The organism is Streptomyces sp. GC420 (assembly GCF_009916105.1).
GTDB lineage: Bacteria > Actinomycetota > Actinomycetes > Streptomycetales > Streptomycetaceae > Streptomyces.
Map to the genome: position 1 here is coordinate 1 of NZ_JAAAXQ010000012.1, position 19,006 is coordinate 19,006.

Annotated in this window: 17 protein-coding genes and 1 pseudogene; 7 read left to right on the top strand and 11 right to left on the bottom strand. The window is 72.1% G+C overall.

Annotation, left to right across the window (positions count from 1 at the left end):
- Positions 1-10: 10 nt before the first annotated feature.
- The 9 genes and pseudogenes from GUY61_RS02850 to GUY61_RS02885 all read right to left on the bottom strand — a co-directional run bounded on the left by GUY61_RS02850 (position 11) and on the right by GUY61_RS02885 (position 9,228).
- The gene (locus GUY61_RS02850; protein WP_313896476.1) at positions 11-1,066 is read right to left on the bottom strand and encodes an aliphatic sulfonate ABC transporter substrate-binding protein; all 1,056 of its coding nucleotides are present in this window, start codon (positions 1,064-1,066) and stop codon (positions 11-13) included.
- 127 nt (positions 1,067-1,193) lie between these two features.
- Complete coding sequence (locus tag GUY61_RS02855) at positions 1,194-2,546, bottom strand: sulfate adenylyltransferase subunit 1 (protein ID WP_166628429.1); 1,353 nt, start codon at positions 2,544-2,546, stop codon at positions 1,194-1,196.
- Positions 2,547-2,548: 2 nt separating this feature from the next.
- Positions 2,549-3,451, bottom strand: a complete 903-nt coding sequence (gene cysD / locus GUY61_RS02860) for a sulfate adenylyltransferase subunit CysD (protein ID WP_166628430.1) — start codon at positions 3,449-3,451, stop codon at positions 2,549-2,551.
- The gene (gene cysC, locus GUY61_RS39635; RefSeq protein ID WP_398954022.1) at positions 3,448-4,131 is read right to left on the bottom strand and encodes an adenylyl-sulfate kinase; all 684 of its coding nucleotides are present in this window, start codon (positions 4,129-4,131) and stop codon (positions 3,448-3,450) included. The genes cysD and cysC overlap by 4 nt, the downstream gene beginning before the upstream one ends.
- Positions 4,129-5,217: pseudogene (locus GUY61_RS41445) on the bottom strand (glycosyltransferase family 4 protein); the annotation flags it as partial. The pseudogene GUY61_RS41445 and the gene cysC, both read right to left, overlap by 3 nt.
- Positions 5,214-5,708, bottom strand: coding sequence for a hypothetical protein (locus GUY61_RS02870; protein WP_208105487.1), 495 nt, complete (start codon positions 5,706-5,708; stop codon positions 5,214-5,216). The gene GUY61_RS02870 and the pseudogene GUY61_RS41445, both read right to left, overlap by 4 nt.
- Positions 5,705-6,598: a sulfotransferase gene (locus tag GUY61_RS02875; RefSeq protein WP_166628432.1), complete on the bottom strand. Its 894-nt coding sequence runs from the start codon at positions 6,596-6,598 to the stop codon at positions 5,705-5,707. Before GUY61_RS02875 ends, GUY61_RS02870 begins: the two co-directional genes overlap by 4 nt.
- Before the next feature lie 83 nt (positions 6,599-6,681).
- Complete coding sequence (locus GUY61_RS02880; RefSeq protein ID WP_208105492.1) at positions 6,682-7,503, bottom strand: PaaX family transcriptional regulator C-terminal domain-containing protein; 822 nt, start codon at positions 7,501-7,503, stop codon at positions 6,682-6,684.
- A 99-nt stretch (positions 7,504-7,602) separates the two neighbouring features.
- Positions 7,603-9,228: an AMP-binding protein gene (locus GUY61_RS02885; protein WP_166628452.1), complete on the bottom strand. Its 1,626-nt coding sequence runs from the start codon at positions 9,226-9,228 to the stop codon at positions 7,603-7,605.
- A gap of 160 nt (positions 9,229-9,388) precedes the next feature.
- Here GUY61_RS02885 and GUY61_RS02890 point away from each other — a divergent pair, with 160 nt between their 5' ends.
- Both GUY61_RS02890 and GUY61_RS02895 read left to right on the top strand, forming a co-directional pair.
- Entirely contained in the window at positions 9,389-10,594 is a 1,206-nt protein-coding gene (locus GUY61_RS02890; RefSeq protein ID WP_166628434.1) for an acyl-CoA dehydrogenase family protein, read from the top strand.
- On the top strand, positions 10,591-11,028 hold the full coding sequence (locus tag GUY61_RS02895) for a RidA family protein (protein ID WP_313896478.1): 438 nt from the start codon (positions 10,591-10,593) through the stop codon (positions 11,026-11,028). The genes GUY61_RS02890 and GUY61_RS02895 overlap by 4 nt, the downstream gene beginning before the upstream one ends.
- Positions 11,029-11,248: 220 nt before the next feature.
- Here GUY61_RS02895 and GUY61_RS02900 read toward each other — a convergent pair whose 3' ends face one another.
- Together GUY61_RS02900 and GUY61_RS02905 are read right to left on the bottom strand one after the other, a co-directional pair.
- Positions 11,249-11,587, bottom strand: a complete 339-nt coding sequence (locus GUY61_RS02900) for a cupin domain-containing protein (protein WP_166628435.1) — start codon at positions 11,585-11,587, stop codon at positions 11,249-11,251.
- A gap of 169 nt (positions 11,588-11,756) precedes the next feature.
- Positions 11,757-14,906 (bottom strand): BTAD domain-containing putative transcriptional regulator, encoded by a 3,150-nt coding sequence (locus tag GUY61_RS02905; protein WP_313896479.1) that lies wholly within the window; start codon positions 14,904-14,906, stop codon positions 11,757-11,759.
- Positions 14,907-15,066: 160 nt separating this feature from the next.
- Between GUY61_RS02905 and GUY61_RS02910 the strand changes: the two genes are divergently transcribed.
- The 5 genes from GUY61_RS02910 to GUY61_RS02930 all read left to right on the top strand — a co-directional run bounded on the left by GUY61_RS02910 (position 15,067) and on the right by GUY61_RS02930 (position 19,003).
- On the top strand, positions 15,067-15,288 hold the full coding sequence (locus tag GUY61_RS02910; protein ID WP_166628427.1) for a hypothetical protein: 222 nt from the start codon (positions 15,067-15,069) through the stop codon (positions 15,286-15,288).
- Between the two features lie 130 nt (positions 15,289-15,418).
- Positions 15,419-15,988 (top strand): MauE/DoxX family redox-associated membrane protein, encoded by a 570-nt coding sequence (locus GUY61_RS02915; protein WP_166628436.1) that lies wholly within the window; start codon positions 15,419-15,421, stop codon positions 15,986-15,988.
- Positions 15,985-16,545, top strand: a complete 561-nt coding sequence (locus GUY61_RS02920; RefSeq protein ID WP_166628437.1) for a redoxin domain-containing protein — start codon at positions 15,985-15,987, stop codon at positions 16,543-16,545. The genes GUY61_RS02915 and GUY61_RS02920 overlap by 4 nt, the downstream gene beginning before the upstream one ends.
- Positions 16,542-18,467, top strand: coding sequence for an ABC transporter ATP-binding protein (locus GUY61_RS02925; protein ID WP_166628438.1), 1,926 nt, complete (start codon positions 16,542-16,544; stop codon positions 18,465-18,467). Before GUY61_RS02920 ends, GUY61_RS02925 begins: the two co-directional genes overlap by 4 nt.
- Positions 18,464-19,003 (top strand): S26 family signal peptidase, encoded by a 540-nt coding sequence (locus GUY61_RS02930; RefSeq protein ID WP_166628439.1) that lies wholly within the window; start codon positions 18,464-18,466, stop codon positions 19,001-19,003. The genes GUY61_RS02925 and GUY61_RS02930 overlap by 4 nt, the downstream gene beginning before the upstream one ends.
- The last annotated feature ends 3 nt before the right edge of the window (positions 19,004-19,006 follow it).

The following is a 19,006-nucleotide window of genomic DNA, read 5'->3' on the forward strand; positions in this document are numbered from 1 at the left end:
GGGCTGGGGGTCAGTCGGTGCCGAGGCCGGCGTCGTCGACGGGGTCCTGGCCCTGGGTCTTGAGGACCTTGTTGAGGAGGGTGAGGTCGTAGATGCCGTTGAGGTCGGGTTCTTCGAGCAGGCCGGCCTTGACGGCGTGTCGGGCCTGGGCGTCGAGGGTGGGGGCCAGCGGGTCGTCGAGGAAGGTGACGGACTGCCAGGCGGGGTTCAGGACTTCGGTGGGGAGGGCCTTGCCGGTGAGTGACTTCAGTGCCTCGTTGGCGGAGGTCTTCGCCTTGCCGGGGTGGGCGTTGATCCAGGCGTTGGTCTTCACCGAGCCGCGCAGTACGGCTTCGACGACGTCGGGGTGGTCTGTGAGGAAGGTCTGGGACACGATGATGTTCGTGATCACGAACTTCTTGTCCGGCCACAGGTCCCGTTCGTCGAGGAGTACCTTCGCGCCGTCGGCGACGAGTTTCGAGGCGGTCGGCTCCGGTACCCAGGCGCCGTCGATGGAGCCGGACCTGTAGGCGTCCGGGGTGATCTTGTTGTCGGTGCGGACCACGGAGACGTCGCCCTTGCCGCTCTGGGCGTCGACCTTCCAGCCCTGCTCTGCGATCCAGTTGAGGAACGCGACGTCCTGGGTGTTGCCGAGCTGGGGGGTGGCGATCCGCCTGCCCCTGACGTCGTCCACGGACTTGATCTTCTCCGGGTCGACGACGAGCTTCACGCCGCCCGAGGCGGAACCGCCGACGATCCGCAGGTTCTCCCCGCCCGCCTTCGTATAGCCGTTGATCGCGGGCGAAGGACCGATGAAACCGATGTCGACGGAACCCGAGTTCAACGCCTCGATCTCGGACGGACCCGCGTTGAACGTCGACGCCCTGGCGACCGTCCCTCCCAGCTCCTTCTGGAACAGGCCCTTCTGCACCCCGATCAGCGCCGTCGCGTGGGCGAGGTTCGGGAAGTAGCCGATCCGTACCTCGTCGGCGGAGAGTTTCTCGCCCTTCACGGCGACCGCGGCGGTGTCGTCCTTCGCCTGCGAACCGTAGCCGCAGGCGCCGAGCAGCCCGATCAGCAGGGGCACGGCGGCGACGGTGGCGAGGCCGCGGCGACCGCTGCCGAGGGCACTTCCCCCGGACTTCGCCCGGGAGAGCCCCCGGCGGGCACGGCCACCCCCCTTCGCGAAGGCCGAAGAAACGTCTCTCCTCATGTCAGAAGTCCCAGCCGTCCTCGGCGGCCGACGCTTCGCCGGCGGGCCGCGCGAACGCCTCGCCCGCCATGCCCGCGGTCAGCGTCGTGCCGTCCGCCGGGTCGACCAGCAGGAAGGAGCCGGTCCGCCGGGACACCGCGTACGGGTCCAGCGGCAGCGGCTCGGAGGTGCGCAGCACGACCGTGCCGATGTCGTTGACGCCCAGTTCCTCAGGGGCGTCCAGATGGGCCAGGTCGTGTGTCAGGTCGATCTTGTACGGGAGGGCCTTCACGATCGCCTTGACGGTGCGGGTGGCGTGCTTGAGCAGCACCCGGTCACCCGCCTTCAGCGCCCGCTCGTGCAGATGGCACACGGTCGCCTCGACGTCCTGCGTGGTGGCGGGGGCCGCGGCGGTCGGCGCGATCAGGTCACCGCGGGAGATGTCCAGATCGTCGGCGAGCAGAACCGTCACCGACTGCGGCGCACGCGCCTCGTCGACCGCGTCGCCGAGCGCGTCGATGCCCGAGATCGTGGACGTCAGCCCGGAAGGGAGGACGGTCACCGGGTCGCCGACCCGCAGCACACCGGAGGCGATCTGCCCGGCGTAGCCGCGGTAGTCGGGGTGTTCGGCGCTCTGCGGCCGGATGACGTACTGCACCGGGAAGCGGGGCGGCGCCCCTGCCTCGTCCATGCCCACCGGCACGCTCTCCAGGTGCTCCAGCACGGTCGGTCCGCCGTACCAGTCCATGTGGGCGGAGGGTTCGACGACGTTGTCGCCGTTGAGTGCGGAGATGGGGATGGCGGTGATGTCGGGGATGCCGAGGGAGGCGGCGTAGGAGGTGAACTCCTCGGCGATGCCGGCGAAGACGCTCTCCCGGTGTCCGGCGAGGTCCATTTTGTTGACGGCGAGGACGACGTGGGGGACGCGCAGGAGGGCGGCGACGGCTGCGTGGCGGCGGGTCTGTTCGACGACGCCGTTGCGGGCGTCGACGAGGATGACGGTGAGGTCGGCGGTGGAGGCGCCGGTGACCATGTTGCGGGTGTACTGCACGTGGCCGGGGGTGTCGGCGAGGATGAAGCGGCGTCGGGGGGTGGCGAAGTAGCGGTAGGCGACGTCGATGGTGATGCCCTGTTCGCGTTCGGCGCGCAGGCCGTCGGTGAGGAGGGCGAGGTCGGGGGTGTCCTGGCCGCGGCGGGCGGAGGCGGCCTCGACGGCTTCGAGCTGGTCGGCCAGTACGGACTTGGAGTCGTGCAGCAGCCGCCCGACCAGGGTGGACTTGCCGTCGTCGACCGAACCGGCGGTGGCGAAACGCAGCAGCGAGGTCGCGGAGGCGTCGACCGCCTCCGCGGTGGTCGTACCGGTGGTGGTGCTCATGGTTAGAAGTACCCCTCGCGTTTGCGGTCTTCCATCGCGGCTTCGGAGAGTTTGTCGTCGGCGCGGGTGGCGCCGCGTTCGGTGAGGCGGGAGGCGGTGATCTCGGCGATGACCTTTTCGATGGTGTCGGCGTCGGAGTCGACGGCGCCGGTGCAGGACATGTCGCCGACGGTGCGGTAGCGGACCTGCCGGTTCTCGGTGGTTTCGCCGTCCTTGGGTCCGCCCCAGTCGCCGGGGGTGAGCCACATGCCGTGGCGGTGGAAGACCTGGCGGTGGTGGGCGTAGTAGATGGCGGGGAGTTCGATCTTTTCGCGGGCGATGTACTGCCACACGTCGAGTTCGGTCCAGTTGGACAGGGGGAAGACGCGGACGTGTTCGCCGGGTGCGTGGCGGCCGTTGTAGAGGTTCCACAGTTCGGGGCGCTGGCGGCGGGGGTCCCATTGGGAGAACTCGTCGCGCAGGGAGAAGACGCGTTCCTTGGCGCGGGCTTTCTCCTCGTCGCGGCGTCCGCCGCCGAAGACGGCGTCGAACTTCTCGGTCTGGATCTTGTCGGTGAGGGGGAGGGTCTGGAGGGGGTTGCGGGTGCCGTCGGGGCGTTCGCGCAGGACGCCGCGGTCGATGTAGTCCTGCACGCTCGCGATGTGCAGGCGCAGTCCGTGTCGGGCGACGGTGCGGTCGCGGTAGTGCAGGACTTCGGGGAAGTTGTGTCCGGTGTCGACGTGGAGGAGGGCGAAGGGTACGGGGGCGGGGGCGAAGGCCTTGCACGCGAGGTGGAGCATGACGATGGAGTCCTTGCCGCCGGAGAAGAGGATCACCGGGTTCTCGAACTCGCCCGCGACCTCGCGGAAGATGTGCACCGACTCCGACTCCAGGACGTCGAGGTGCGACAGAGCTGGCACGCTCACACCAGCCCCCGCTCCGCCAGCAGCGCATGCACCGCGTCCGCCGACTGCTCGGGCGTCTGGTCCTCGGTCCGCAGCACCAGCTCCGGTGCGTCCGGCGCCTCGTACGGGTCGTCGACACCCGTCAGCCCGGTCAGCCGGCCCGCGGCCTGCCGTGCGTACAGCCCCTTCACATCGCGCCGCGAGCAGACCTCGACCGGTGTGGCCACATGTATCTCGGCGTACGGTGTGCCGCTGGCCTCGTGGCGCTTGCGCACCGCCTCGCGGCTGTCCGCGTACGGGGCGATCACCGGCACCAGCGCGATCACGCCGTTGCGCGCCAGCACCTCGGCGACCAGGCCGATCCGCTGCACATTGGTGTTGCGGTCCTCGCGGCTGAAGCCCAGCCCGGCGGACAGGAACCGCCGGATCTCGTCGCCGTCCAGCACCTCCACCCGCCGGCCCGCGGCACGCAGCCGCTCCGCGAGGTGCCCGGCGATGGTGGTCTTGCCGGCGCTCGGCAGTCCGGTGAGCCAGACGGTCGCCCCGTTCTTCGCCGTCGAGGTCATGGCCGCGGTCCTTTCGGCGGCGCTCGCGCGCCGGTTCTCGTGCAGTGTGGTCAGTTCGTGGAAGAGGAATTCCCAGTACCTGTGGACGGCGGCGGGACCGTAGGCGGTCGAGGCCACCAGCGCCCTGGCGCCCATCGAGGCGCGCAGCTCCCGGTCGTCCATCAGCCGGGACATCGCCTTGGCGAGTCCCGCGATGTCGCGGGGCGGGACCAGCAGTCCCTCCACGCCGTCCGTGATGACGTCGGCGGGCCCCGTCGGGCAGTCGAAGCCGACGACCGGGAGGGCGTGACTCATCGCCTCGATCATCACCATGGGCAGGCCCTCGAAGCGCGAACTCAGCACGTAGAAGGAGGCCTTGGCGAGTTCGTCGTCGAGGCGGTCGCTGTGGCCCATGAGGAACACATGGTTGTAGAGGTGGTGTTCCTCGATCAGCGCCCGCAGCTCCGCCTTGCGCTCTCCGCTGCCGTAGATGCGCAGCTGCCAGTCCGGGTGGTCGTCGACGAGCCGCGCCCAGGCCGGGATCAGCATGTCGAAGCCCTTCTGGGCGAACAGCCGGCCCGCCGCCACCGCGATCTTCGACGAGTGGTCGGAGGGCTTCTGGTCGAGGGAGTGGACCGCGTTGGGGATGCGGACGATCCGGGCGCCGGGCAGCTGCCCGGCGTAGTCCTCGCGGTCCCGGCTCGTCAGTACGGCGATGGCGTCGAACTCCGGGTAGGTGTCCCGGATCGCGCTCTGCACATCGGGGCGGTGGGTGCCGAAGTTCATGTGCTCCTGCGCCACCCGGACCACGCCGCCGGTGGCGTGCCGCGCGGCCAGGATGTTCAGGGCCGGGCGGGTGGTGATCAGGATGCCGTCGGACAGTCCGCGCAGGTACGCGATCACCGACCGTTCGACGTGCCGGTTGAACTGGCGGTGTGCGAACTCGCCGGCCGGTATGCCGCGGGCGGGCCGCCGGGTGTCGCGGGCACGGCGCCGGGCCAGCAGGCGGGCGACGAGGCCGTCCTTCCGGCGGCCCGGCGGCGAGGCCCCGGGGCGTTCGTCGACGAGGGTGGTGAGCGCGACCCGCGGGTCGAGCGGGAACTGCACCTCGTCGCGGCGGCGGACGGCGCTGACGATCTCGATGTCGTGTCCGGCGTCGACCAGGGCGTTCGCCTGGTTCATCACCGTGCGGATGGTGCCGCCGCGGCCGTAGGCGTGCAGCAGTACGTAGCGGATCCTCATACGGCCCTCCCGGCCGCGGCGCCTGCGCCTGCGCCGGCCGGGGCCGAGCCCGCGGCCGGGACCGTGCACTCCAGCGACAGGTTGTCCTGGACGGTGTAGTACGGCCGTACGGTGAGCGGGCCGCCGGCGCCGTCCGCGTCGTCTGCGGGCTGCGCCGGGAAGACCATGATGTGCTTCTTGCCCCGGATGTCGTCGAGACGGCGTCCGGCCCGCAGCCGGATCTCGGCGCCGTCCCGTCGCGTCGTCAGATGGATGTCCCACTGCTCGCCGTTCCGGCAGCCGAACGGCGCGAGGTCCCGGACCGGGAAGGCGCACTCGAAACGCTCGCCGTCCAGCCCCGCCGGATAGCGCAGTTCGTGCTCCGGCCGGCTTCTGCGCACCAGCAGCAGCCGCCACGCGGAGCCGGCGGCGCTCAGGCCGTGGAGGTGCCCGGTCAGCCCGACGCGGCCGTGGCGCGGCCAGACCTGGTCGATCTCGGCATGCGGCTTCACGAGGCGTACCCCCAGGCCGTGCACATCGGGCGGAGGATCTCCGGTATCTCGTGCTCGGCGGGCAGTTCCCTGCCGGGCTGCACCCGCCCCGTGCGGATCTTCTCCTTCCAGTCGCCGAGACCGCGCTGCAACTCGGAGCCGTCGCGCCTGCCGTAGTCGAGCATGGACGGCTCGAAGCCGACGCCGAGGAATCCGCACAGCTCGCGCAACCGCCCCTCGGGATCGGCAGTCAGGTCCTCGTAGCGGATCTCATGACCGCCGGGCAGCCGCGAACGGGCCTTCTCCACGGCCTTCAGGTAACGCAGGACGTCGGCGCAGGCCGCGTCGTACGGGCGCTTGACCGGGTCGGACTCGTGCCAGGAGCGGGCGACGGAGACGGGGTGGCGCAGCAGGAAGACGAACCTGGCGTCCGGCCAGCAGGCGGCGATGCGCTCGTACGCGAAGGCGTTGCTCGGCGTCTTCTCGACGATGAAGTCCTTGCCGGACCCGACGAGTTCGCGGTGCAGCACCCTGTCCCACAGCAGGTGTTCCAGATCGCCGCGGCGCAGGTCCAGGGCCTCCATGGCGCGCTCGGACAGCTTGGTGGAACTGGTGACCTCCAGCCGCCGGAAGTGCGTCTCGTGCGGGGAGTGCAGCCGGGAGTGGGCGTTCAGCAGCATCCGCAGCAGCGTGGAACCGGAGCGCACCGACGACAGGATGAAGACAGGCCGGCGCAGCAGCCGGTCCCGCTCGGGGTCGTCGGGACATCGGAAGGGGACGGCGGGCCGCTTCACAGGGCCGGGCGCCGGGGCCGCGGTCTTCTTCTTCGGCGGCGCCGCCGCGGGCACCCGGCGCACGTGGAGGCCGGTGGTCGAGGCGAGTGCCTTGTTGAGCCTGGGCAGCAATCTCATGCGGAAGAACGGTATGAGCCGTTCTTGTGAAGATGCGGGATCGCAGCTGAGAGTTCCCTTAATCTCGCCTCATGTGACGCGGGTCATCCGGAGCGGCGCAGGGGGTGACCTGCGGGTGTCGCGGAGACGAACTCCGCGCCTACGGAGTGCAGCAGGCGGTGCAGTCCGAGGAACACCTCCGCGGAGCGGGTGCCGGGCCAGCCGGGCGGCAGCAGTTCCCCAGGCAGCCCCGGGTCCGCGTAGGGAAGGTGCCGCCAGGAGTCCAGGGCGAGCAGGTAGTCCCGGTACGCGGCCTCGGCGGGGACGCCCCCCGCTTTCTCCGCCTTCTCCCAGCGTTTCAGCACGGGGGCGTGCGCGTCGAGGAACGAGCGGTGCATCGCCGCCAGCGCCTGAAGGTCCCACCAGCGGGCGACGGCCCGTGCGGTCGGTTCGAAGCCCTGGTGCGTGCCGGTGAACAGGTCCACGTACGGGGAGAGTTCCAGCCGTTCCAGAGTGTGCCGGGTCTCCTCCAGCAGCCGGTCGGGTGCGATCCACACACCGGGCGCGGCCGTGCCGAAGCCGAGCCCGGCCAGCCGGGAGCGCAGCAGGTGCCGCTTGTGCCGCTCGTGCTCCGGCACGGAGAAGACGGCGAGCAGCCAGCCGCCGGCGCGCCGGGGCGCGGGACCGGCGTAGATCCTGCGGTCGCCGTCGTCGAGGAGCTGCCGGGCGCCGGGCGACAGGGCGTAGCCCGCGGCGCCCTCCGCGGTGCGGGCCGGCACGAGCAGCCCGCGGCGCTTGAGGCGGGAGACGGCGGACCGCACGGAGGGCGGGTCCACGCCGGCCGCGCCGAGCAGCCGGATCAGCTCGGCGACGGGGACCGGACCCTCGCCGCCGCGTCCGTAGGCGCCGTAGAAGGTGACGATCAGGGATCGCGGGGTGTGCTGCTCGGGTCGGGGGGCGCTCCCGGGTCGCGGGGCGCTCCCGGGTTGCGGGGTGTGCTGCTCGGCCACGTGATCACTCTAGAGTCACTCCGGTGCGCCGGGTTCGCGCAGCACGAAGCGTCGCAGCTTGCCGGTCGCGGTGCGGGGCAGCGCGTCCAGGAAGACGAACGCGCGCGGGCACTTGTAGGGGGCCAGCTCCGCCTTCATGAACTCCCGCAGCGCCCGCGCGCCTTCCGCGCCGCGGGGAGTGGTGTCCTTGACGACGACGTAGGCCACCACCACCTGGCCGCGTGCCTCGTCGGGCCGTCCGACCACCGCCGCCTCCACTACGTCCGGATGGCGCAGCAGCGCGTCCTCCACCTCGGGTCCCGCGATGTTGTACCCGGCCGAGATGATCATGTCGTCGGCGCGTGCCACGTAGCGGAAGTAGCCGTCGGGTTCGCGGACGTAGGTGTCCCCGGTCAGGTTCCAGCCGTTCCTGACGTAGTCGCGCTGCCGCTCGTCCGCGAGATAGCGGCAGCCGACCGGGCCCCGCACCGCGAGGAGCCCCGGCTCGCCGTCCGGCACCTGGCGCCCCCGCCCGTCGACGACCCTGGCCTCCCAGCCCGGCACCGGCAGCCCGGTGGTGCCTGGCCTGATCGCCTCGTCCGCCGCCGAGATGAAGATGTGCAGCAGCTCCGTCGCGCCGATGCCGTTGATGATGCGCAGCCCGGTCGCCTGGTACCACGCCTGCCAGGTCGAGGCGGGCAGGTTCTCGCCCGCGGACACGCAGCGACGCAGCGAGGACAGGCAGGACAGGTCGTGCTCCGGCTCGGCGAGCATCGCGCGGTACGCGGTCGGTGCGGTGAACAGCACCGTGACCCGGTGCCTGGCGATCGCGGGCGGCAACTGCCGCGGCCCGGCCTGCTCGAGGAGCAGCGCACAGGCCCCGGCGCGCAGCGGGAAGACGACGAGCCCGCCGAGACCGAAGGTGAAGCCGAGGGGCGGGCTGCCCGCGAACACGTCGTCGGGGCGCGGCCTCAGGACCCGCGCGGAGAAGGTGTCCGCGACGGCCAGGACGTCGCGGTGGAAGTGCATGCAGCCCTTGGGCCGGCCGGTGGTGCCGGAGGTGAAGGCGATCAGCGCCACGTCGTCGGCCGCCGTGTCCACGGCCCGGTACGGCTCCGGGCCCGCCCGCCCGGCCAGCCGCAGCAGATCGTCGGGGGACCCACCGCCGTACGGCGTGATCCGCAGTCCCGGCACCCCGGCCTCCGCGAGGCCGTCGAGCGAGCGGACGTCGCACAGGGCGTGGCCGACGCGCGCGATCGAGCAGATCTCCCGCAGTTCGTGGGGGCGTTGCTGGGCCAGCACGGTCACGGCGACGGCGCCCGCCTTGAGCACGGCCAGCCAGCAGGCGGCCAGCCAGGGCGAGGTGGGGCCGCGCAGCAGCACCCGGTTTCCCGGCACGACGCCGAGGCGGGTGGTGAGGGTGTGGGCGATCCGGTCGACACGCTCGCGCAGTTCGCCGTACGACCACACGGTGCCGTCGCCCTCCAGGAAGGCGGGACGGTCCGGGCCGAACCGCTCCACCGTGCGGTCGAGCAGCTCGGCGGCGCAGTTGAGGCGCGGCGGGAGGGCGAGGTCGCCGAGGAGCAGGCCGGGCCACTGCCCGGCGGGCGGGAGGTGGTCGCGCGGAAAGGTGTCCGCGTGTGCCGAAGGCGTGAACTCCATGGTCATGGCGGGTTCGCCCCTTTGCGCCGGTCTCGGATACGGGGTGGTCCGGCCGTGCGGTCGTGAAATGAGCGTAACGTGATGGTGACGACAGTCAACGCTTCGCGATAAGGCTTTGCGGCAAGCCTCTACGGGGGAGCCGCACCGGAGTGGAGGAGCTGTGTTCGCACTCGACCCGGAACAGAGAGCGTGGTGCGCCGAACTGAGGGCGCTGGCCCGCGAGAGGCTGCGCCCCCTCGCGGAGGCAGGCGGGCCGGGCCGGGTCAACCGCCCGCTCGTCGCCGCCCTCGGCGAACTCGGGCTCCTCGCCCGCGTCCTCCCCGCCCACGGCCGCGCCCCGGCGCTCGACCTGTGCCTGCTGCGCGAATCCCTCGCCCGGGAGTGCACCGAGGCCGAGACCGCCCTCGCCCTCCAGGGGCTCGGGGCGCATCCGGTGGCGCGGTCCGGCACCCGGGAGCAGCGCGAGCGCTGGCTCCCCGAGGTCGTACGCGGCCGCGCGGTGGCCGCCTTCGCGCTGAGCGAGCCGGAGGCGGGCTCCGACGCCGCCGCCCTCGCGCTGGCCGCCGAACCGGAGGGCCCGGCGGGTGCGTCGGGTGCTTCAGGTGCTTCAGACACGTCCGTTGAGGCCGTTGAGGCCGTTGAGGCCGTTGAGGCGGGCGCGGCGGGTGGCCGCTGGCGGCTCGTCGGGGAGAAGTGCTGGATCTCCAACGCCCCCGAGGCCGACTTCTACACGGTCTTCGCCCGTACGACTCCGGGCACGCGCTCCCGCGGCGTCACGGCCTTCCTGGTGCCCGCCGACCGCCCCGGCCTGAGCGGCGCCCCGCTCGACATGCTCAGCCCGCACCCCATCGGCAGCCTCACCTTCGACGGGGTTCCGGTGGCCACCGAGGACGTGCTCGGCGAGGTCGACGGCGGTTTCCGGGTCGCGATGGACACCCTCAACCTGTTCCGGCCGAGCGTCGGCGCCTTCGCCGTCGGCATGGCCCAGGCCGCGCTCGACGCCGCCCTGGAGCACACGGCGCGCCGTACGGCCTTCGGCGGCCCGCTCAAGGACCTCCAGACCGTCGCCCACCAGGTCGCCGAGATGGCCACCCGGGTCGAGGCGGCCAGGCTGCTCGTCCACGCGGCGGCGACGGCTTACGACGCCGGGGCCCCGGACGTCCCCAGGCGCGCGGCGATGGCCAAACTCTTCGCGACCGAGACCGCGCAGTACGTCGTCGACGCCGCCGTCCAGCTCCACGGAGCCCGCGCCCTGCGCCGAGGCCACCTCCTCGAACACCTCTACCGCGAGGTACGCGCCCCCCGTATCTACGAGGGCGCGAGCGAGGTCCAGCGCGCCGTCATCGCGAAGGAGCTCTACCGGTGAACGCCCGGCTTCCTCCCGCGGACGCCCCCGGGCCGCGCGGACCGCTGCGGGTGAATCCCCCCGCGCTCGCGCCTGCCACCGGGTTCTCGCACGCCGTCGTCGCCACCGGCGGGAGGGTGGTGTTCCTGGCCGGGCAGACCGCCCTCGACGGCGACGGGAGGATCACCGGCACGACGCTGCCCGAGCAGTTCGAGCGGGCACTGGCCAACCTGCTCGCCGCCCTGCGCGCGGCGGGCGGTGGGCCTGACGACCTCGCGCGGGTCACCGTCTACACCACCGATGTCGGGGACTACCGCGCGCACGCGCCCGAACTGGGCCGGATCTGGCGGGAGTGGGCGGGACGCGAGTATCCGGCGATGGCCGTGATCGGGGTGGTGCGGCTGTGGGACGCGCAGGCGAAGGTCGAGCTCGACGGCTTCGCCGTACTGCCCTGACCCCTCGGCGCGGTGCCGCGCTCTCGCCGCCCGTGGCGCCCTCCCCGCGAGCGCCGGGGTACGGCCGCGGGCGGGGAGGACGCGGGCGAGGAGCCCGGGTTCGCCGTCCGCGGCGCTGAACGGCGTTGTGGCTGCCGGTCTCCGTCGGCAGCCGGTCCCCGACGGCCGCCGGGGCCACCGTCGCGGGCCGTCCCCGCCGCCGTGGGGCGGCGACGGACTGTCAGGCCGCCCCCGCCTTGGCGACGGTGAGCAGCACGGCGGCGTCCTCCAGCGCCTCCAGGCCGTGACGTGCCTGCGGTACGACGAGGAAGTCCCCGCTCATCCCGTCCCACGAGGTCTCGCCGCTGTGCAGCCGCACCCGCCCGCGCAGCACCAGCAGGGTGGCCTCGCCCGGGTTCTCGTGCTCGGTCAGCGAGGTGCCCGCCTTCAGGGCGATGAGCGTCTGCCGCAGGTCCCGTTCATGACCGCCGTACACCGTCGTGGCACTGCGTCCTGCCGAGGACGCGACGGCTCGTTCCAACTGCTCGCGCACCTGCGCGTCGAGGGAGAGTTTCTGCATGCCCCGAAGTGTGCCACCGCCCGGTCCCGGGCTCGTGGCACGCGGCCGACGGAGTCACGACCCGGCGGGCACTTGGCCCGCCTGACGGCCCGTCAACCGACCGTTGCGGGGGTTGCTGAGCGACCGGTGCGCTGTGGCGGCTTCAATCCGTCGCCGGATCACACGTGGGTCAGTTCGTCCAGGTGGTGGTCAGTGCCGCCCGTAGCTGCTCGGCCTCGTTCCGCGCGCGGACCGCGGCCTCAGAGTCGCCGTCCAAGGTGCGGGCCCTGGCCAGGGTGTCGAGGCCTATCGCCAACCAGGTCCGGGAGTCAATCTGCCGCCACAGGCCGACGGCTGCCTCGGCTCGCCGGCGGGCCGGGGTTGGGCGACCGGACACGAGCTGCGCCTCGGCGAGGGCGTAGAGCGTCGCCGCTTCGCCCCACAGGTTGCCGAACTCCCGGTAAGTCCATAGGGCACGGGCCAGCAGGCGGCGCCCCTCTCGGAGCACGCCCTGGCGGACCAGGACGTCCCCCAGCCAGCACACGGCGTGGGTGGCGGTGAGCCGGTCACCGAGGCCTTCGCTGATCGCGGCAGCCCGCCGGAAGCAGTCAGCGGCGGCCGGGTAGGCGCCGAGTGCGCGGTGGCTCTGCCCCAGACAGCGCAGGGCCTGGGCCTCTCCGGGACGGTACCCCGCCTTCCGGCTCACCTCCAGGCACTGCCTGAACCGCTCCATGGCCGGTTCGACGCGCCCTTGCTCCAGATCAATGACACCGATGCCGTTGGTCGCGTAGACGAGGCAGTTGACGTTTCCCGCCTCGGCGGCCAGTTCCGCCGCACGGTGGAAGTGACGCACGGCCGAGGCGTACTGGCCGAGCAGCCGGTGCGCGTACGCCAGTCCGGCTGTGGAACTGGCCAGATAGGCAGGGCTTTCGCCGTCGGCGAGCTGGAGTGACTGCTCGAAGTGGTCCAGCGCCTCCGGATACCGATCGAGAATGGTGGTGAGTTCCCCGAGACAGCGGTGCAGTTGCGTGGCGCTGCGCCGGCTGCCGCTGCTCAGCGCTGCCTTGAGCGCCCGCCCTTGCAGCCGTTCCCAGTCGTCGAAGTGGCTGCCGATCTGGAAGAGGGTCGTCAGGCTGGTGGCCAGGGCGGCCGCCGCCCCGATCTCGGACCGGTCGAGCGCCTGGTCCGTGACGGCGATGAGGAACTCACGCTCGTCCCTGAACCAGGCCAGCGGGTCGGCGAGCAGCTGATCGGCGTCGGCCCGGGTGAACCGCCAGGACGACAGGGCGGTCTGCGAGATGCCCTGGAAATCGACGCTCAGGCTGTCGGCGGCCAGATCGGCGAGGTGCAGGCTCGCGCCCAGCAGCCGGGACAGCGCGGCGGCACGCTCGTGCGGCGGCACCTCCCGTTGCGCCCTTTCCCGTCCCAGCAGACGCACCAGGTCGTGCAGCCGGTAGCGCGCTCCTGCCGCCCCTGCCGAACCGGCCTCGACCAGGTGGACCTCCACGAGATCGTCGAGCACGACCTCCGCGCGCCGCAGGTCCAGGTCCAACAGAGCGGCCAGGGTCCATGGGGCGAAATCCGGTCCCGGCAGCAGGGCAAGCAGGCCCAGAGCATGCTGATTCGTGGCGGCCATACCCCGATACGTCAGTTCAAGGCTGGCTCGTACCGCGATGTGACCGACCGCGAGTTCGTCGAGCTTGCGCTGTTCGTCGGCCAGGGCCCGGGCCACCCTGCCCAGAGACCAGTGCGGCCGCGCGGCCAGCCGGGCACCGGCAACCCATACCGCGAGGGGAAGGCCCTGACACGTCTCCACGATGGTCCGGGCAGCCTCCGACTCCGCGTGGGTCCGGTCGGCACCGATCATTTCCCGCAGCAGGGCGAGTCCGGTCGTGGTGTCCAGGACCGCGAGGCGCAGTCGGTGGCCGTTGAGGCCCGCCAGCGTGGTTCGGCTGGTGACGATGGCGGCGCAGCGGGCTCCGCTGGGCAGGAGGTCGTTCACCTGCTGCGGGTCGGCCGCGTTGTCCAGCACCACCAGCGTCCTCCGCTGGGCCAGCAGGGTGCGGTAGAGGTGCACGCGTCCGGTGAGGTCCGGTGGTACGGCCCCGCCGCGGACGCCGAGGGCCCTCAGAAAGGCCCCCAGGACGGTGAAGGGATCGGCCTGTTCGTCATCGAAGGCCCGCAGGTCCGCGTAGAGCTGGCCGTCCGCGAACCGGGAGGCCAGCAGATGCCCTGTGCGCACGGCGAAGGCCGTCTTCCCGACCCCGGCGGGCCCGGTGATCAGCAGGGTCGCCGGGCCGCCCGTATCCCTGCCGAGCAGTCGGCAGGCCTTGGCCGTCTCGTCTTGCCGGCCCACCAGCAGAGCCTGGGCCGGCGGCAGCAGACGTGGCCGAGGAGGCCGCCCGTTCGCGCCGCCCCGCTCCTCGGGAGCGCCCTCGGCAGAGCTGTCCGAGGTGGTCGAGGGCACCTCCTCCGAAGCCTGCGGCCCCTGGCCCGAAGGGGCGGAAGTCCCCGTGTGCGCCGTCTCCGCCGATGCGGCCCGACCACGCGCCAGGGTGCGCGGCGGGCGAGGGGCGGCAACGGGGCGCGGCACAGGCGCGCCGAGGGCAGGGGCGTCGGTGAGGATCTGCTGGTGCAGCAGACGCAGCGCCGGACCGGGAAGGGTACCCAACTCCTCTGTCAGTAAGCGGCGTTGGGCGTCGTACTGACGCAGGGCGTCGGAGGCTCGCCCGCTGCGGTAGAGGGCCAGCATGAGCTGCCCGGTGACCCGCTCGTCCAAAGGGTGCTGCTCGGCCAGGGACATGAGCTGGGCCAGCAGCGCTGCGTGGCGACCGAGCTTCAGTTGGGCGTCGTGGGAATCCAGTGCGGCGTCGAACCGCTCCCTCAGCAGCCCCTCACGTTGCATGCCGAACCATGGCGTGTCACAAGCCGCAAAAGGCGCTCCTTGACATAACTCCAATGCCTGCTCGTAGAGTTGAGCGGACTGGGCCAACTCCTCGGCTGCGCGAGCCTGCCGGACGAGGGACCGGAACCGGTGCATGTCCACGGCATGGCGGTCGACCAGCAGCGCGTAGCCGCCGGAGCGCCGGGCGATCGACACATCCTTCGCGACGGCCAGCGTCTGCCGCAGCCGCGACAGATAGCTGTGCAGGGTCGCCCGCGCCCGCTGCGGTGAACTGTCGCCCCACACCCGGTCGACGAGTTCCGCCGTCCCCACCGCACGGTTGACGTCCACCAGCAGGGCGGCGAGGACACTGCGCTGCCGGGCCGGTCCCATGTCCACGGCGGCTCCGTCCACGTACGCGCGGATCTCCCCGAGCACGCCGAACCCGATAGCCACTGCGTCTCCTCACGTCGCCGCAACCGCGCCGCCCAAGTGTCAGTAAGTGCCGCCTGACCAGTCAATTCAAGAACTGGACAAGGTTCACTCATACCCGGCCGTACAGGATGCCTCCGTACCTCACGCCCATCACACTCCGATCACGGCGAAAGGACATCCGATGCGACAGCTGCTCCACACCCTTTCCGACTCCCTCGTCGACCGACTGGTTCCGCGGGCCCAGGCCGCCGCGGCGTCCTGCTGGACCGAGTGGCGCTGCGTCCGCGGCTCCAGCACCAGCGGCTGCGCCTCCACCGGGCACGAGTGGTGGCAGACCCGGAGCTGCTGCTCGGACGGCAGCTGCACCGCCTGGGCCTTCAACAGCTGCGCCGACTGCCGCTGACGGGAGCCGCGGAACTGACGGGGATCCGGTGGGGTGCGGTGCAACCGCACCCCACCGGTACCTCCGGTACCCACTGATGTCTCCGGAGCACAGCCGTGTTTCCGGTCGGTCGTCGAGAAGGTGATGACGTATGGACACCACGGACGTCGTCGAGTGGGCGAGCAGAGGCTGTCTGCTGTGGGTGTTCGTCCTCTCCGCCCGTGGGAAGACACGCGGCAGGCACGCGTTCGGCGAGTTCACCGAGGCGGTGAGGGCATACGCGCCGATCCTCGTGGGGCGGGGCCGTTCCTCCGCCGCACCTGTCGTGGCGGCGCTTGTCGTGGCCGCGGAGGTGACGGTCGCCACCATCCTCCTCCTGCCAGGAGCCGCCCCGGCCGGTCTCGCCCTCGCCGCCGTGCTGCTGGCGGCCTTCGCCCTGGTCGCCGCCGCCGCGCTGCGCACCCCACGCGGTGCCCCGTGCCGCTGCTTCGGGCGCACCTCCGCTCCCCTGGGCCCTGTACATCTCGTACGCAACCTGGTGCTGCTCGCCGTAGCGGGAGCCGGTCTCACCGCCACGGCGCTCGCGGGGCCCGGGCACCCCGCGCCGGTCCCGGCGGCGGTGGCGTTCGCCGCGGGCAGCGTCATCGGCCTGCTCGCCGTGGCGCTCGACGACCTCGTAGCCCTGTTCCGGCCGCTGGACCGAAGGGAACACCTCGTATGAGCAACCTCGTCGCGGCTGTCGCCGCCGTCTTCCTGCTGTGTCTGCTCAACCTCGTCTTCGCGCTCGGCATCGTCCGGCGGCTGCGCGAGCACTCCGAGCGGCTGGCCCAGCTCGACGGACCCGGTCGCGGGGCACCGGACCACGCCATCCTGCCGCCCGGCGCGATCGTCGGCGCCTTCGGCGCGCGGCCCAACGGTGCCGGCCCGGTCACGCACGAGGACCTGGCCGACGGGACCCTCGTCGCGTTCTTCTCCCCGACGTGCAAGCCCTGCAACGAGAAGTTGCCCGGTTTTGCCGCCGCGCTCGCGCAACGGCCGGAGGAGCGGGGTCGCGTACTCGCCGTCGTCGTCGGGGATCCCGCTGCCTCGGCCCCGATGGTGGCCGCCCTGGAAGCCGTGGCCCTCGTCGTCCAAGAGCCCGACGACGGGCCTGTGGCCACCGCCTTTGCCATACGGGCGTTCCCCACCTGCGCCCGTGTCTCCCGCGACTCCGACGGGCGGCTCACCGTGACGGAGACCGACACGTGGCCCCGCACCGCCTCCCGGGCGACGGCATGAGCGAGACCGCGTGGAACCGCGCTCCTGGACCGGAGCGACCCGACGGTCCCGGCGGCGTCGAACCGGCCGGACGGGAGCGCGGCACCGAACCCGCATCCCTGCGCACATTGCGCACCGCTTTCGCTCTGGTGTTCCGAGCCGCGCCGGCCGCGCTCGTCCTGTGTGTACTGCTCAGCATCGCCGCGGCGGCGACGCCCGTGGCCTCGGCATGGCTCCTCAAAGCGGTGCTGGACCGGCTCGTCGCGGGCTCTGGCGACCTCGTCACCCTCACCGTGCTGCTGGTCGGCTGCGGCGTGGCCGTCGCGGTCGTCCCGCAGACGCTCCAGTACGTACGGGCCTTGCTGCGCCGCGCGGTCGGGCTGCACGCACAGGTCGAACTGCACAGCGCCGTCGACCGGTTCACCGGTCTGACCCGCTTCGAGGATCCCCGCTTCCTGGACCGGCTCCGGATCGCCCAGCAATCCGGCGGCTCCGCCCCCGTCGACGCGGCCGACAGCGCTATCGGAATCGTCGGGGGCGCGGTCACCCTCACCGGGTTCCTCGGGGCTCTGACACTGCTCGGCCCCTGGATGGCGGTTGCCGTCCTGGTCTCCGGGGTGCCTGTACTGTGCGCCGAGGTCATGCTCGGCCGCCGCCGGGCCGCCGTGTCCTGGACCGTGGGGCCGGTGGAGCGCCGAGAACTCTTCTACAGCGCACTCCTGACGAACGTTCAGGCAGCGAAGGAGATACGGCTCTTCGGCGTCGGCCGCTTCCTGCGCGACCGGATGATCGCCGAACGGCGCACGGCCGACTCGGCCAAACAGCGGCTGGACCGGCAGGAACTCCTCGTCCAGGCGGGCCTCGCCCTGCTGTCCACCACGGTGGCCGGCGCCGGGCTGCTGTGGGCGGTCGCGGCGGCCCGCGCCGGTCGTATCACCATCGGGGACGTTACGATCCTGGCCGCCGCGCTGCCCGCCGTGCAGGGTGCCCTGGGCGGCGTGGCCCTCGACGTCGCACGTGCCCACCAGGCCCTGCTGATGTTCCGGCACTTCACAGCCGTCACCGAAGCCGCCCCCGACCTCCCCGTTCCCGCCTCGCCCCGGACGGTCCCTCCACTGCGACACGCGGTAGAGCTGCGCGACGTCTGGTTCCGCTACGGCGACGGACAGCCGTGGGTACTGCGCGGCGTCAACTTGGTGATCCCCGCGCGACAGGCGGTGGGCCTCGTCGGTCTCAACGGTGCCGGCAAGTCCACGCTGGTGAAGCTGCTGTGCCGGTTCTACGACCCGACACGCGGCCGGATCCTGTGGGACGGGGTCGATCTGCGCGAGCTGTGTCCACGCGAGCTGCGCCGTCGGATCGGGGCCACGTTCCAGGACTACATGGAGTACGACCTGACGGCCCGGGAGAACATCGCGCTCGGCGACCTTGCGGTGCTCTCGGACTCCTCCAGGGTGGAGGGCGCCGCACGACTCGCCGGGGTGCATGGCAAGCTCGCCTCCCTGCCGCAGAGATACGACACCCTGCTCAGCCGCATCTTCTTCAGCGAGCAGGACAAGCAGGACGCCGGAACCGGACTCGTGCTTTCCGGCGGCCAATGGCAGCGTCTCGCCCTCGCCCGCTCGCTGGTCCGCTCGGACGCCGACCTGCTGATCCTCGACGAACCCAGCTCCGGCCTCGACCCGGAAGCCGAGTTCGCCGTGCACCAGCGGCTGGGGCAGCACCGGGCCGGCCGCACCGGACTGCTGATCTCGCACCGTCTGAGCACCCTGCGCGACGCGGACGTCGTCGCCGTACTGGAGGACGGCCGGATCACGGAGACGGGCCGCCACCACGACCTCCTCCATCGCGGCGGAGCCTACGCACGGCTGTTCCGGCTCCAGGCCAGCGGTTACGAGACGCCGGGGCGGAACGCCCCGACCACGGGGGAGAAGGCCTCATGACTCCTGTCACACGGCTGCTGCGCCGGCTCCTGCGCACCCGTCTTCTCGCCGTCACCGTGACCGGCTCCAGCATGGAACCAGTCCTTCACGACGGTGATCGGGTCCTGGTCCGCCGGAGGCCGCGGGTCCTGGCCCCGGGAAGCGTGGTCGTGCTGCGCCCGCCGAGTCCCGGCCCCGACGGCCCGGCCGTCGATGCCGAGCGCCCCGGTGACGGCGAGGACGTGCTGGTGCTGCGGCGGGCGTCCAAGTCCGCACCCGGCCTACTCATCAAGCGCGTCGCCGCGGTCCCCGGTGACCCCGTGCCGGCAGCTCTCACCGCTTGCCTCGGCTGTCCCCTCGGGACCGTGGTGCCGTCGGGCCGTCTGCTCGTACTCGGCGACAACAGTGACCACAGCGTCGACTCCCGCCACTTCGGCTACATCCCCGACGATGAGGTGGTGGGGGTCGCCGTACGCCTGCTGCGGACCCGCGGCGCGGGCGGCGAGGTGTCAGGGGCGCTCGGCGTCGCGCTCTGCGCCTCCCGGCGGCGGCCGTAGACA